Annotated in this window: 12 protein-coding genes and 2 pseudogenes; 6 read left to right on the top strand and 8 right to left on the bottom strand. The window is 66.1% G+C overall.

Features of this window, described 5'->3' with window-relative positions; translation table 11 throughout:
* Positions 1-36: 36 nt before the first annotated feature.
* Genes SALPAC6_RS0121710 through SALPAC6_RS0121685 form a run of 6 tightly spaced genes read right to left on the bottom strand, consistent with a single transcriptional unit; the run spans position 37 to position 6,395 of the window.
* Positions 37-1,257: a cytochrome P450 gene (locus SALPAC6_RS0121710; RefSeq protein ID WP_223874450.1), complete on the bottom strand. Its 1,221-nt coding sequence runs from the start codon at positions 1,255-1,257 to the stop codon at positions 37-39.
* The gene (locus SALPAC6_RS0121705; protein WP_018255420.1) at positions 1,254-2,657 is read right to left on the bottom strand and encodes an FAD-binding oxidoreductase; all 1,404 of its coding nucleotides are present in this window, start codon (positions 2,655-2,657) and stop codon (positions 1,254-1,256) included. The genes SALPAC6_RS0121710 and SALPAC6_RS0121705 overlap by 4 nt, the downstream gene beginning before the upstream one ends.
* 3 nt (positions 2,658-2,660) lie before the next feature.
* A complete protein-coding gene (locus SALPAC6_RS0121700; protein ID WP_223874318.1) occupies positions 2,661-3,692 on the bottom strand; it encodes an acyltransferase domain-containing protein in 1,032 nt (343 codons plus the stop codon).
* Positions 3,668-3,910 (bottom strand): acyl carrier protein, encoded by a 243-nt coding sequence (locus SALPAC6_RS0121695; protein ID WP_018255418.1) that lies wholly within the window; start codon positions 3,908-3,910, stop codon positions 3,668-3,670. The genes SALPAC6_RS0121700 and SALPAC6_RS0121695 overlap by 25 nt, the downstream gene beginning before the upstream one ends.
* A gap of 29 nt (positions 3,911-3,939) precedes the next feature.
* Positions 3,940-5,142: a beta-ketoacyl synthase N-terminal-like domain-containing protein gene (locus SALPAC6_RS0121690; RefSeq protein WP_018255417.1), complete on the bottom strand. Its 1,203-nt coding sequence runs from the start codon at positions 5,140-5,142 to the stop codon at positions 3,940-3,942.
* Positions 5,139-6,395, bottom strand: a complete 1,257-nt coding sequence (locus SALPAC6_RS0121685; RefSeq protein ID WP_026189949.1) for a beta-ketoacyl-[acyl-carrier-protein] synthase family protein — start codon at positions 6,393-6,395, stop codon at positions 5,139-5,141. Before SALPAC6_RS0121685 ends, SALPAC6_RS0121690 begins: the two co-directional genes overlap by 4 nt.
* A 135-nt stretch (positions 6,396-6,530) precedes the next feature.
* Here SALPAC6_RS0121685 and SALPAC6_RS0121680 point away from each other — a divergent pair, with 135 nt between their 5' ends.
* From SALPAC6_RS0121680 to SALPAC6_RS0121660, 6 genes and pseudogenes are all read left to right on the top strand, one after another.
* The gene (locus SALPAC6_RS0121680; RefSeq protein ID WP_026189948.1) at positions 6,531-7,292 is read left to right on the top strand and encodes an SDR family NAD(P)-dependent oxidoreductase; all 762 of its coding nucleotides are present in this window, start codon (positions 6,531-6,533) and stop codon (positions 7,290-7,292) included.
* Between the two features lie 43 nt (positions 7,293-7,335).
* The gene (locus SALPAC6_RS0121675; RefSeq protein ID WP_018255414.1) at positions 7,336-8,004 is read left to right on the top strand and encodes a class I SAM-dependent methyltransferase; all 669 of its coding nucleotides are present in this window, start codon (positions 7,336-7,338) and stop codon (positions 8,002-8,004) included.
* Positions 8,001-8,471, top strand: a complete 471-nt coding sequence (locus tag SALPAC6_RS0121670) for a nuclear transport factor 2 family protein (RefSeq protein WP_018255413.1) — start codon at positions 8,001-8,003, stop codon at positions 8,469-8,471. Before SALPAC6_RS0121675 ends, SALPAC6_RS0121670 begins: the two co-directional genes overlap by 4 nt.
* A gap of 81 nt (positions 8,472-8,552) precedes the next feature.
* Positions 8,553-8,997: pseudogene (locus SALPAC6_RS29220) on the top strand (transposase family protein); the annotation flags it as partial.
* Positions 8,937-9,344: pseudogene (locus SALPAC6_RS28385) on the top strand (hypothetical protein); the annotation flags it as partial. The pseudogenes SALPAC6_RS29220 and SALPAC6_RS28385, both read left to right, overlap by 61 nt.
* Before the next feature lie 138 nt (positions 9,345-9,482).
* The gene (locus tag SALPAC6_RS0121660) at positions 9,483-10,655 is read left to right on the top strand and encodes an acyltransferase family protein (RefSeq protein ID WP_026189947.1); all 1,173 of its coding nucleotides are present in this window, start codon (positions 9,483-9,485) and stop codon (positions 10,653-10,655) included.
* An 88-nt stretch (positions 10,656-10,743) separates the two neighbouring features.
* Here the strand turns inward: SALPAC6_RS0121660 and SALPAC6_RS0121655 are convergent, their stop codons facing one another.
* Together SALPAC6_RS0121655 and SALPAC6_RS0121650 are read right to left on the bottom strand one after the other, a co-directional pair.
* Positions 10,744-12,117, bottom strand: a complete 1,374-nt coding sequence (locus tag SALPAC6_RS0121655; protein ID WP_018255410.1) for a HAMP domain-containing histidine kinase — start codon at positions 12,115-12,117, stop codon at positions 10,744-10,746.
* An 11-nt stretch (positions 12,118-12,128) separates the two neighbouring features.
* A complete protein-coding gene (locus SALPAC6_RS0121650) occupies positions 12,129-12,845 on the bottom strand; it encodes a response regulator transcription factor (protein WP_018255409.1) in 717 nt (238 codons plus the stop codon).
* Between the last annotated feature and the right edge of the window lie 73 nt (positions 12,846-12,918).

The raw sequence follows: 12,918 nt of genomic DNA, 5'->3' as shown, positions 1-12,918 counted from the left end.
TGCCTTTCTGCGAGCGGTCTGTGTTGCGGGAGAGTGTCACCAGGTGACAGGAAGGGCACGGGGGCCACGGATTTGCAGGCCTGACTTCCACTGCAGATCTGTTTCGGGAGCGGCAAGAGTCAGGGAGGGGAATGCCTCAATCAGTTCATCGAGCGCGGTGGTGAGTTCCATCCGGGCCAGCGGAGCACCGAGGCAGCGGTGAGCACCGTGGCCGAAGGCGAGATGTTGGTTACGCGGCCGGTCAAGGCGGATCGTGAGCGGTTCGTCGAATGCTTCGGGGTCGGTGTTGGCTGCGATGGTCGGGGCGATAATCACGTGACCGGCGGGGATGGTGGTCGGGCGGTCGGTGTCACCGCCCAGAGTGATCGGTGCGGTGGTGACCCGGGCGCGAAATCCCCCGGCACCCAGTGGGAGGGCACGCAGCAGTTCCTCGACCGCGGCGGGGATGCGGGTGCGATCGGCGGCAAGCCATGCCCAGGCACCGGGGATGGTGGACAGCGTGTACACGGAGTTCGTGAGCTGCCCGGCAGTGGTTTCGAATCCGGCGACGAGTAGATCGGTGACGAGCGCGAGGACTTCACGGCGGGAGAGTTTCCCGGCCTGCATGTTCCGGACCAGAGTCCCGACGAGATCGTCTGAGGGGTGACTGTCGCGCTGATCGATGAGGTAGCCGAAATAGTTGTTGAGTTCGGCGGTGGCTTGCTGTACCTGGGTCTGTGTATATGAGGTGGAGGAGAGCAGGGCTTCGCTCCACCTCTGGAAGGTCTCTCGATCGCTGCGTGGCACACCGAGTAGGTCGCCGATTACTGTCGCCGACAGCTTCTGGGAGAACTGTTCGACAAGGTCGGCACGACCAGTACCGCGCATGTCGGCAATCAGCTGACGCGCCGCCTGTTCGGTGGCCGGCCGCAGGGATTCGACCCGTCGCGTGGTGAACCACGCGGTCACCAGCCCTCGCAGGCGGGTGTGTTCGGGCGCGTCCAGCGACATCAGCAGCCCCTCGCCGCCAGCACGGGGCAGAATGCGCGGGGTGTCCGGGTCGGTCGTGGCGGCGCGACAGCACTGTGCTGAGGCGAGCACGGCCCTGATGTCACGATAGCGGGTAAGTAGCCACGCCGTTCCACCGAACGGCAACCGGACCCGGACGATCGGTGTGCGGGATCGTAGGTCGGCGAAGAGCGGTTCCACCGCAAGCCGGTCCGGCTGCACGACGGGGAAGTCGCACACTGCTGCCGAATGTCCGGCGGGAATCGTCACCTTACCGCTGCCGAGCTGGTGGTGGCGGCGGGGAGAATGTTGGGGTTGAGGCGGAAGAGATTGTCCGGGTCATAGCGGGCCTTGATTTCCCGTAGCCGTTCGTACTTGGCCTTGCCGTAGGCATCGGCGGTCCGTCCACCCTCCTCAGGGTTCATGAAGTTGACGTAGCCGCCGGATAGATATCCGCTGATGTCAGCGTAGCCGGTGCGGGCCCAGGTGGTGTTGGTGTCGTCGCGGGCCGGGTCGTTCCAGGCCGCTGCGAAGCTGATCACGTACGGTAGGTCGCGGTTGTGATAGGCAGTCTCGTCCGCGGAGACCCGGGCGACAGCGCCGCCGAGGTACAGCAGTTCGAGCTGGCTGAACGGCGAGGTGATCCGCGACCCGTAGTGGAGGAGTTTGTCGATCAACTCATCGGGCAGAGCTGCGGCGTAGCCGCTCTTCGTACAGATCCTTTCGGGAACGACGGCACCCGGGAAGGCGTAGGCTTGAACGCCGCGATAGGGCATGGTGGCTCTGGTGATGCCGTGGCACGGTGCCAGTGCCACGATCTCGTCGATGGCGGCCTCGCCGTCGTTGGGGTCCCCGACCCAGCAAGCCATCGCACACAGGACCGGAGTGCCCCACAGTTCCTTCGGGATCTCCGGCAGTCGCGGCGCCAGCCGAAGATAGAACACCCAGGTGAGCTCATCCGGCGCTGTCGGCATTCGCTCTCGCCAGGCCCGTAGCACATCGCGTGCGTTGTCGAGGGTGAAGTAGCCGCAGAAGAAGCGGATCGGTCCGACCTTGTGCAACCCGAACTGGAATTCGGTGACGACTCCGAAGTTGCCGCCGCCACCACGCAGTCCCCAGAACAGGTCGGGGTGTTCGGTCGAACTCGCCGTGACCTGCTCACCGTTGGGCAGGATGAGCTGCGCGGAGGTGAGATTGTCGATCGACAAACCGTACTTTCGGCTGAGCCAGCCGAAGCCGCCGCCGAGCACGAGCCCACCAAGCCCGGTATGGGAGACCACACCAGCGGGAGTGGCCAGCATGTACGCCTGGGTCGCGGTGTCGAATGCGCCCAGCAGACAGCCGCCCTCAGCACGGGCGGTTTCAGCATCGGGGTCGACGACGACTGCCGACATGAGCCGCAGGTCGATGACCAATCCGCCATCGCAGGTCGAGTGACCGGCCATGGAGTGGCCACCGCAGCGAACAGCAACCGGAACGTCGTTGGTCCGGACCCAGTTCACGGCAGTCTGGACATCGGCGGGCCCGGTGGGTCTCGCGATGGCGAGCGGACGTCGGTCGATCGTCCCGTTCCAGATACGTCGGGCCCGGTCGTATCCGGGATCACCGGGCCGGATGAGCGGCCCGGCCAGCCGGGCCGCCAACTCGTTCAGATCGGCGTTGGGGTTCATCGGTCAGTCCTTCCGGGTCGGCACATCAGTGGTCAGGTGGCTGAGCTGATCGAGCATGGCCGCCATGGCGGTGGTGTCGGCTCCGGGCGCAAGCCGCCGGGGAGGCAGTGCCGCCAGGCACCGGCTCTCCCCACGGGCGACGGCAGGTGTACGACGGGCCAGCGTCGACAGCGACTGGCCGGGTCCGGTCTCGACCAGAGTGCAGGGACCGCCGGCGAGGACCGCCCGTAGTGCCGACCCGAAGTAGACCGGACTGGACGGTTGCGACAGCCAGAATTGAAGGTCGGTCGCGTGCGCCGCGTCCAACGGTCCACCAAGGTACCCCGAGTACATGCGCGTTCGAGGTGCGCGCGGCCGAATGGTCGAGTACGGGTCGGGCGACGCGCCGTCGAGCTGCGCTGGGACGTCGTTCATCAGCGGGCTATGAAACGGTTGCCGTGCGGCGACTTCCGCACATGTGACACCATCGGCAAGCAGCCGTCGCCGCGCGGCCGTCAGGCCACTTCGACCACCACAGACCAGCACCTGCCGTGGTCCGTTGATCGCACCGATGACGACGTCGGGGATTCCGGTCAGCCGTTCATCAACCACTTCCGGGGAGCTGGCCACCGCGAGCATGCCTCCCGCAGGGGCGTGGCGGTAGGTACGGACGAAAGTGGCCAGCAGCAAGAGGGCGTCGGCAAAGTCGAACACCCCGGCGACGACTGCGGCAGCGATCTCACCGACGGAGTGCCCGAGCACGGCGTCAGGCCGCACGCCTGCGGCGATGACTGTTCGGGCGAGAGCGTAGTCCACCGACAACAGCAGGGGTTGGGCGTGGGTGATGTCGTGGAACATCGGCCCCGGGTCCGCTCGCAGCCAGATCTCGCGAAGCACCGTGTCGTCGAGGATGGTGAAAGCCTCGTCCATAGTGGCGGTGAAGATCTCGCTACTACCGTAGAGGTCGGCGGCCATCCGCGGATGTTGTGCGCCCTGTCCGGGTAGCAGGAATACGACAGGTGACTCACCGCTCACGATTCTGTACCGTTGACCCATCGCACGAGCTCTTCGGGGGTGGAAAACTCCCACAGCAGTTCGTCAGGAACTTCGATGCCATAACTGCGCTTCAGGTTGGCGCAGGTCTCCAGCAATGCCAGCGAATCGAATCCAAGCTCGGTGAAGGGCCTGGTCGCGAACTCGTCGTCGAGGTTGATGGACTCGTCCTCCCCGGCGCTGGCGATCATGGTCTCCCGGAGTTGGTCGTTCGTCAGCATGTTCTTGCCTCTCTCATGAAGTTCACGGATCACTTGCGAAGCACCAGGGCCGAGACGAAACCCCCCGCTCCACGGGCGAGCACGAGTGCCGTGTTCAACGGGGTCTTCCGGGCCGTTTCACACACCAGATCAATCGGCAGATCAGTGGACTGAACGTGCACGGCCGGTGGAATCACGTTGTCGCGTAGTGCCAGCAGTGCACACACGATGTCGACAGCCCCCGCCCCGGCCATCAGTCGCCCGGTGCCACTCTTCGGCGCGGCGACTGGAATCCCGTACGGACCGAAGGTCTCGGCGAGGGCGAGTGCCTCGCCCGCGTCGTCGGCGCGAGTGCCGGCAGCGTCGGCGAACACGACGTCGACATCGGTTGCGGACAGCTCTGCCTCGGCCAACGCCGCCTCGATCACGCGCCGCAGCGGTCGGGTGTACGCCGGATCGTTGCGAGGGTTGAACCCGGAGGCGTAGCCGACGATATGACCGTAGCCGCGCCCCGGTTCGACGGCATCATCGGCCTCCAGGATGAGCATCGCGCCTCCTTCACCAGGCACGTATCCATTGGCGGCGGGGGAGAACGGCAGGTAGCCCTCGACGGGATCACGAGCTGGAGTGAGATTGCCCGAGGCTTGATGCGACACCCAACCCCAAGGGTCGAAAGAGGATTCCATCCCGCCGGCGACCACCATCGAGCAGCGACCACGGCGGATGTTCCGGCGGGCGTGCCCGAGGGCATCCAAGCCACCTGCCTGCTCGGCCACCAGCACGGAACCCGGGCCCCGTAGGCGGTGTCGGATCGAGATCTGACCGGTGTTCACTGCGTAGAACCAGGCGAAACACTGGTAGACGCTTACACTCTCCCGGCCCTGGGTCCACAGTCGCTGCATTTCCCGATGGGAGAACTCAAAGCCACCGGTGGCGTTCGAGGTCACCACCGCGCAGTCGTACGGGTCCCGCTGATCGAGGTCGACACCAGAGTCGATCAGGGCGCGGTCCGCAGCGACGAGGGCGAGCTGGGTGACCCGGTCGGTCTGTGTGATCAGCCGTCCCGGAAGGTGCTTTTGAGCGACGAAATCAGGAATCACACCGGCCAGCGCGTTGTGGTAGCGGCCGTCGAAGTCGTCGATGACCCGGATCCCTGATTCACCGCGACACGTTCGGCCCCAGTACTCATCGAGAGTGAGTCCGGTCGGAGCGATGACATCGATGCCAGTTACGGCGCAGCCAGTGGGGCTCATAGATCAACCTTTCGCAGCACCATGGCGCTCTGGAATCCACCGAAACCGCTGCCGATGGTCAGTACCGTGCGCAGGGCCGCTTCCCGGGCGGCCAGCGGGACATAGTCCAGATCGCACTTCGGATCCGGCTCTTTCAGGTTGGCGGTAGGTGGAATGAGCGAGTGTTGCAGGGCCAGGAGACAGGCAGCCACCTCGATTGATCCGATCGCGCCAAGAGAATGGCCAACCATGGATTTGATCGAGCTGATCGGGACTTGGTAGGCGTACTGGCCCAGACTACGTTTGATGGCCGAGGTTTCGTGTAGGTCGTTCTGTCTGGTGCCAGAACCGTGGGCATTGACGTAGTCGATCGACTCCGCCGAGACCCGCGCCTCGGCTAGTGCCTGGTCGATGGCACGGGTCATCTCGTCGCCTTCGGCGGTGAGTCCAGTCATGTGGTATGCATTGCAGGTCGTGCCGTAGCCCGCGATCTCGCCCAGAACAGGGATGCCGCGTTCGCGCGCGTGTTCGAGATCTTCGAGCACCAGCATGGCCGCCCCCTCGGCGATGGCGAATCCGTTGCGGCGCCGATCGAACGGGCGTGCCGCACCCGCCGGATCGTCGTTGTTGGGCGTGGTAGCGCGGATCGCGTCAAAGCACGCAACCGCGATGGGGGTGACCGGAGCGTCGGTGGCACCAGCCAACATGACATCGGCGCTTCCCTCCGCGATGAGGGTCGCCGCGTGGCCGAGCGAGTCGATCCCGGAGGTACAGCCGGCCGAGACAACCCCTACCGGGCCTTCGGCACCGACCGTCTGTGCGACCTCTCGGGCAATGGACCCGGGAGTGAAGTAGTCGAACAGATGCGGCGACTGATAGGTCTGGTCGACGAACCATTCCGCGCCCCCGTCGGACAGCACGACGTACTCCTGCTCGATGCTGGTCGCCGAGCCGACAGCGTTACCGACGGACACGCCCAGCCGAGCAGGGTCGAGGCTGTGGTCCAAGCCGGCTTGCTCAACGGCCCGGCGGGCGCACACGACAGCCAGCATCGACGCTCGGTCGAGCCGTCGCGCCTCGCGATGGCTGAGGCCCATGGCCGCCGGATCGAAGTCGATTTCCCCGGCGACCTGGGACCGGAACTGCGACGGGTCGAACGCGCTTATCCGTCGGATCGCGGTCCGCCCTTCGCTGATCATCCCCCAGAACCCGTCGGTGTCCAGCGATCCTGGTGCCAGGACCGACATGCCCGTCACTACGACTCGTCGATGCACCAGGCCACTCTGGGCAACGGGCTTCGAGCTCCCGTCCAGACCGCTTCGCGATGCCGCGCGAACCTCTCTCGATCGAATGTCAAAGCGGCCCGGGCACTGTGACGGCACACGAAGGTCGCGATGCGCGGAGGACTCATGGGTGGCGTGGCACTGATCACCGGCGGAACGAGCGGCATAGGATTCGCCTGCGCGAGACAACTGCACGCTGCCGGGTTTAGGGTGGTCGTCACCGGCCGTGACCAAGCCAGGCTCGACAGGGCTCTCGGCGACGAGCCGGGCTTGGTCGGGTACGTCAACGATGTGCGTGACCGCTCCGCCGTCCGCGCCCTCGTGGCCACCGTGGCATCTGAGCAAGGTCCGATCGAGGTGCTGGTGAACAATGCCGGCCGCAGCGGCGGCGGACCCGTCGCGGCTATCAGCGACGAACTGTGGCTTGACGTCATCGACACCAACCTCAACAGCGTGTTCTGGGTGACCCGTGCTGTGCTGGCCGTATGTCCGGGTATCCGCAGCACCACAGGTCGCATCATCAACATCGCCTCTACCGGAGGAAAGCAGGGGGTCCCGTTCGGCACCCCGTATTCGGCGGCCAAAGCTGGTGTCATCGGGTTCACCAAGGCCTTGGCCAAGGAGCTTGCGCCCACTGGTGCCACCGTCAACGCGGTGTGCCCCGGCTACGTCGACACGCCGATGGCGCTATCGATCCAGCAGTCCTATTCACAACTGCAAGGCATTTCCGAGGACGAGGTATTGGCAAACTTCAAAGCCAAGATTCCGCTCGGCCGTTACAGCACCCCCGACGAGGTTGCCGCCATGGTGGCCTACCTGGCGGGCCCTGCCGCCGCCTCGGTAACCGCGCAGGCACTCAATGTCTGCGGCGGCCTCGGCAGCTACTGATTTCTTTGACCGTCAACAGCCCTGCGACCAGAAGAGTCATCTGATGACCGCTCACGTGGAACCCGGCGCCAACCAGGCGTTCTACCGCACCAGCCGTCTCAACGGCTACGATCTCGTCACCGTCCAGGCCGCCAACAGACTGTTGTGGCGTTGCCCCCCGGAACGGCTGGTGGAACACTACAACCGCCATGTCTCCGGACGGCATCTCGACATCGGTCCCGGCACCGGGCACTACCTCGACCGGTGCCGCTTTCCGCTGTCCCAACCGACGATTACGCTCCTCGACCTCAATCCCGATCCGCTCGTCTTCGCCGCTAAGCGCATCGCCCGCTACAACCCGGCTACCGTGCAGGCTGATCTGCTCGAGGACTTACCGTCGATTCCACAGGCGCCGTTCGACTCGATCGGCATCAACTACGTGCTGCACTGCCTGCCCGAGCCGCCAGCCGGCAAGCAGGAGGTCTTCGCCAGGCTGAAGCCGCTGCTCAATCCTGGCGGCGTGGTGTTCGGCAGCACCGTTGTCACCGGTGGTGCCCCCACCACCCTGCTGTCCTCCGCCTTCAACGCCCTCTACCAGCGCATGGGTGCCTTCCACAACCAGACCGACACCGTCGATATGCTGCACGACGCACTCGACGCACACTTCGCAAGCCATGCCGTCGAGATCCGGGGCAGTGTCGCCCTGTTCACAGCGCGGAGGCCGCTGCCGTGACCAGTGCCCTGCAGGTGTCGCCCGAACTGCACGCCGAGATCGCCTCCTTCTACGCCCGGCACATGCGCGCCATGGACGAAGGACGCGTCGAGGACTGGACCGGCGACTTCACCGACGACGGCGTCTTCATCACCAATGCCGGACCCGCCCCGCAGATCGGGCGCGCCGCCATCACCGCCGGCGCCGGTGTCGCCGCCGCGAATCTCCTGTCTGACAACGTTCTTCGCCGCCACTGCCTGACCACGCTCGATATCCGGCCCCAACCCGACGGGACCATCCTCGCCAGCAGCTACGCGATCATCGTCCGCACACCACCCGGCGGGCCGACGGCCGTCGAGTTTCTGTGCACCTGCGAGGACGAGCTCGTCCGCCAGGACGGACAGCTACTGATCCGCCACCGTCGGGTCCAGCGGGACGACCTCGTCTTTGCCACACCGACGATCCGCCCGCTGCACGACTCGGCATGACCCGCCAGGTGAAGGAGGTTTTGCGCGGGGCTGTAAACAGAACTACCCTGTCTCACATTCGGCTCTGTCTCACATTCGGTAGTGACGGAGGGGTGCCGCGGCGTCGTCTACTCCTATGAGGAGGACGCCAACAAGCTTGTACAGGCGGTGTTCTCGGGGCTATCTCCGCTGGCTATCGAGGACGTGGCCGAGGAGGGTGAACGAATCGTGGTGCGGGCCCGGACGAGGCGGGACGCCGCGGTCTGCTCGAGGTGCGGGGCCTGATCGGGTCGGGTGCATGGCTATCACTGGCGGACGGTGGCCGATGTTCCGGTCGACGGGCGCCGGGTGGTGGTGCGGGTGCGGGTGCGGCGTCTGGTGTACCCGCACACGCGGCTGCCGCCACACCTTCCGCGACCAGGTTCCTGGGGTGCAGCAGCGGTACCAGCGCCGCCCGGCCCGTGTGAACAGGCAGGCCGAAGCGCGCCCGGCACGACCGGCCACGACGGCAGGCTTGTCCCCCTTGCCGAGCAGGACCGCGGCCGGTGGTAGAGCCACCTGATTGCCGAGGGTGTCCCGGTTCTCCAGGCAGCCCTCGCCCGAGACCGGTTGGGCGAGTTTCAGGCTCAAGCCGCCATCGCCGCGCTCCACACCGACGCCCGGCCGGTCGAAGAGACCGACTGGGGGCACATCGACTCCGCCCCGCCCCGCCACACCGCCGTGGCGGCACACCTGCACGAACGTGACAGTGGTCCCGTGCCTGCAGCGCGGCCCTATGCCGAAACTGCTCGATCAGAGCCCAGCGTTCCCGAACGCGACCACCTCACGTGGCAGGCAGGTGGACGGGCCGGTAGTGATGTCGCACGCCATGCTGTTTCGCTGGCAGGTTCTTGACTGCTTCTTGCCCTTTTCCAGACGTGCCTTCACCTTGCGCTGCCATCGTGAGGTCTGCCGAAGCCGCGCACCTCCCACTCACCGTGTCCGGCGGTGCGTCACCACCTTTGTGGATTCACTGTGTGAGGAAGACGTCTGTTGCTCAATACCAGGAGAAACGCCGTTCCGTCGACCGGCGATGAGGGGGCAAACGGTGCCGCCTCCTCGACCCTGCCAGCGGTGGGACGAGACCGCTACCTTGACCTCCTGCGGTCCGTCGCCATCCTTCGCGTGGTGGTGCTACACACCGCCGGGGCACCCTGGATGACGCTGGCCTTTCCATCCATGGGCATCATGTTCACGCTCGGTGGAGCGATGATGGCTGCGTCCCTCGACCGCCAGAAGGGAATCACGACCGTCATTCGGGGCAGGATGCGTCGGCTACTACCCCCTCTGTGGATGGTGGCGGCGGTCGCCCTGCCGTTGATGTGGTGGGAGCTACACGGGTCGGATGAGCCGTTCCGCCCAACGTGGCGGTATCTCTTCTGGCTCCTGCCGGTGGGTGACCCACCCGCCGGCGAGTCCGAACTGGGTGGCGGTTTCACCGGCGTGCTGTGGTACCTGCGCGCGTACCTGTGGTTTGTGCTGCTCTCGCCCCTGCTGCTGCGCATCTTCCGCCAGAGTCCCTGGGCGGTGCTGGCTGTGGCGGTGTGCGGAGTGGTTACCCTCGACCTGTCAGCCATCGGGGGTGAGGGGATCCTGAGCTCGATGCTGACCGGCTCGGAAGGGCTGTTGAGCAGCTTCGTCGTCTACCTGGCCTGCTGGCTTTTGGGATTCGCTCACCACGACGATCTGTTGTCCCGCATCAGCGGCTGGGCCACCATGCTCTTGGCCGCCGGGCTGACAGCCGTAGGTTTGTGGTGGACCTACCGGGCCGAGCAAGAGATCGAATTCAGCTCTCTCAGCCTCTATGACAGCCTGGTGCTAAATACGCTGCTGTCACTCGCGTTCGCCTTGGTGTTGCTGCGCTTCCGGCCGGGCGCCGGGCTGATCGACCGGGTCGCCCCGCTCCGTGTGCTGGCCGAACGGATAAACTCCCGGGCGGTGACCATCTACCTCTGGCACTACCCGTTGCTGCCTCTGGTGTGGTGGCTGAGTGAGGACGGCGTGTTCGCTGGATGGCCCATGCCGGAGTTGGTGGCCATGATCTGCGTGGAGTTCTCGCTGGTCCTGGTCGCGGCGTGTGTGTTCGGTTGGGTCGAGGACCTTGCTGCCCGCAGACGTCCCTCGCTGCTGGGCGGGGGCAGGAAGCGGTCCCCGGCGCCTGCGTGAAAGTCCGCAGGCCCACGACACAAAGGGGCCACGTACCGGCCACGCATCGTCAGGGCCGAGGTTGGGCTTGTGAGCGCAGGTGATCGGTTCAGCGCTCCGGCAGCTCGAAGCCGATCGTGGAGCCCCCACCGTCGCGGTTGTGTGCGAACACCGTCCCGCCGTGAGCGGTCACCACATCCCGGACGATCGCCAGGCCCAGCCCTGAGCCTCGCATGCCCTGGGCCTCGGGAGCCCGGTAGAACCGGTCGAAGAGCCGCCCTTCGGGTAGGTCGGGTATCCCCGGTCCGCGGTCTCTCACCTCGACCCGGCCCCGGTGGATCACGATCTCCACCGGGGCCCCGGAGGAATCGAACTTGGTGGCGTTCTCGACAAGGTTGGTAAGTGCTCGTTCCAGGGCCTGTGGCCGGCCGGTGACGACGGTAGCGTCGGCCTGCGTCGTGATCTCCCGGCTGGATCGGGTACGGAAGCGCTGGGCAACCCTTCCCGCGATCTCCGCGAGCTCAACGGGCTCGGTCGCCTCCAGTTCTCGGGTGTCCGTCGCAAGCTCCACCAGCTCGTTGACCAGCTTGATCAACTCCCTGGACTCCATCGTGAGGTCGGTCAGCAGTGGACCGCGGGCGGCCAGGGGCAGTTCGTCGAACCGGTGCAGCAGGGCGATGTTGGTCCGCATGCTGGTCAGTGGAGTGCGTAGCTCATGGCCTGCCTCCTGCACCAGTCGTTGCTGGGCGTCCCTGGACTGGGCGAGCTGACCCAGCATCCGGTCGAAGGCCGTGCCGAGACGGCCGACCTCGTCTCGCCCGCCCGCAGGCACGGGAAGATCCAGCCGTCCGGTGACGGCTACCTCCTCCGCCACCCTGGTCAGTCGAACAAGGCCACGGGTCACCCGAGTCGTCACGAACCAGCCACACACCCCGGCCGCCAGCGAGATCGCGACGCCGACCGCCGTGATTCTGGTCCTGAGGCTCGTGAGTAGCGCGTCCACCTCGCTGAGCTGTTGTGCCACCTGAATAGCTCCACGCCCTCCGCCGAGCGCGACCGTGATAATTCGTACCCGGGTGTAATCCAGCTGTGCTTCGCTGCTCCGGGTGTGCCCCGGATCCCCGGCCGCGGCCACCGCCCGGTCCGCGTCCGACACCGGAAGCGGCTCAGGGTAACCCTCGTCAACGACCTGCCCTCCGGGTCCGAGGATCTGGCCGATGAGCGTGTCGGATCCAGCGAGGAGGTCACCAAGATCAACGCCGAAGTCGTCGTCCAGCTCGGCCAGGTCCTCCGGCGTCAGGTCACCGGCATCGATCGTCAGCTCCGCCACGGCCTCCACCGCCCGGTCGAAGTCGTCGTCGGTCTCCTGCCAGATCAACCCAGACGCCTGACCATAGCTCAGCGCGCCGACACCGACGGCGACCAGCGCCGCGACCGTGGCGAACAGCAGGGAGAAGGTCAGCCGCAAGCTGGGTCGGGTCATGTCATGCAAATTCATGATTCGCGAAGCGTGTACCCGACTCCCCGGACCGTGTGAATGATCTCGGGTGCGCCCGGGCGGGCCAGCTTGCGCCGCAGGTAGCCGATGAAGACGCTCAGGTTCTTCGAACCAGTGCCGAAGTCGTAGCCCCAGATGCGGTCGTGAATCGTGGTGCGGTCCAGCACCACCCCGCAGTTGCGTATCAGTAGTTCGAGCAGGTCGAACTCCGTCCGCGACAGGATGATCTCCTCGCCACCCCGCCATGCTCGGCGCGCTGCCAGGTCGAGCCGTACCCCGGCTGCTGCCAGTTCGTCGCTGGCAGGGCTGTCCGGGCCGATGCTCGGGGCCGCCCGGCGCAGCAGGGCACGCAGCCTGGCCAGGAGTTCCTCCGGCTCGAAGGGCTTGACGAGGTAGTCGTCCGCGCCGGCGTCGAGCCCAGCAACACGGTCGGAGACCTGGGTTCGTGCGGTGAGCACGAGGATCGGGGTCCAGTCGCCCTGCGCCCGCAGGACCCGGCAGACCGTGAGGCCGTCCAGGCCGGGCATCATCACATCCAGGACGAGTAAGTCCGGGCTGTCCCGGCGGATCGCGGCAATCGCCTCAAGGCCGTCACCCGTGGCGACGACGTGGTAGCCCTCGAGCAGCAGGGACTGCTCGACAGCGCGGCGGATGGCGGGATCGTCCTCGGCGAGGAGGATCGTGGGCACGGACACCACCGGACTGTGCCACATCTCGTCCGACCGGAGCCACCTCACCTGACCTCGCCATACTCCGCCAGGCCCCCTTCTTCGACACCCCTGCGCT

The organism is Salinispora mooreana (assembly GCF_000379065.1).
Taxonomy (GTDB): Bacteria; Actinomycetota; Actinomycetes; order Mycobacteriales; family Micromonosporaceae; genus Micromonospora; species Micromonospora mooreana.
This window is presented reverse-complemented; position numbering and strand designations above follow the sequence as displayed.